This window comes from Arthrobacter sp. GMC3, assembly GCF_002929305.1.
Classification (GTDB): Bacteria; Actinomycetota; Actinomycetes; order Actinomycetales; family Micrococcaceae; genus Specibacter.
Map to the genome: position 1 here is coordinate 1 of NZ_PJIO01000091.1, position 658 is coordinate 658.

Consider the following 658-nt stretch of genomic DNA (forward strand, 5'->3'; position numbering starts at 1 on the left):
ATGCACCCGGTAGTGCTCCCCATCATGCTGGGAGCCATATCCCCATTGGGCTTCAAGCTTGCCGTATTGGGGACCATACCCGGGAATACGCGTGCCAGAGCGGCACACGTCGCAGATCACATCCTCAACGACATCGACCAATGCCTGCGACTTAATCTCCATCCACACCTCACGACTACGTTCCACACGACGCCGGCCGGTTATGGATTCATGAACACCAACATCATTGGATCAGCCTCGACTGGCTGAGCATCAAAAACAAGCCAGTAGCTGCTGCCGATAATGCTGGGAAAAGCTGACCTGGTAAGCGGGCTCAATTGCAAAGCCACCCAGCGAAATGATGTTCGTAAGCTGCGATCCAATACCCGGTTCTGCACCGCCTAACCCTGCACCGTCGAAACCTTCGACATGACCCAAAGTGCCCATCGGCTCAGGCCTGGAGCCTGGAGTAAAACCAGGCATCTGCACATCGCTCATAACTGCCAGGTCATCCGGCAGGTCATCCGCAATTCGCTCCGCAAAGCCTTGAAGCGTTGGCTCCGCCAACATGAATAGCCATGCCTGGTCATCGAACTCACCTGTGCGCCGCAGCACTCGCCCTAGCACTTGCCGGTAATGCAGTTCGGTGCGGATACGGCTGAGATAGCAGCACACTTGC

2 protein-coding genes are annotated in these 658 nt (G+C 56.2%); one reads left to right on the forward strand and one right to left on the reverse strand.

The features are described from left to right. On the forward strand, positions 1-249 hold a 249-nt coding region (locus tag CXQ94_RS23780; protein ID WP_104092586.1), incomplete at its 5' end, for a hypothetical protein. A 3-nt stretch (positions 250-252) separates the two neighbouring features. On the opposite strand, the gene CXQ94_RS23785 is transcribed toward CXQ94_RS23780, so the two are convergent. Continuing rightward, a partial coding sequence (locus tag CXQ94_RS23785) for a hypothetical protein (RefSeq protein ID WP_219817118.1) occupies positions 253-658 on the reverse strand: 406 nt, incomplete at its 5' end.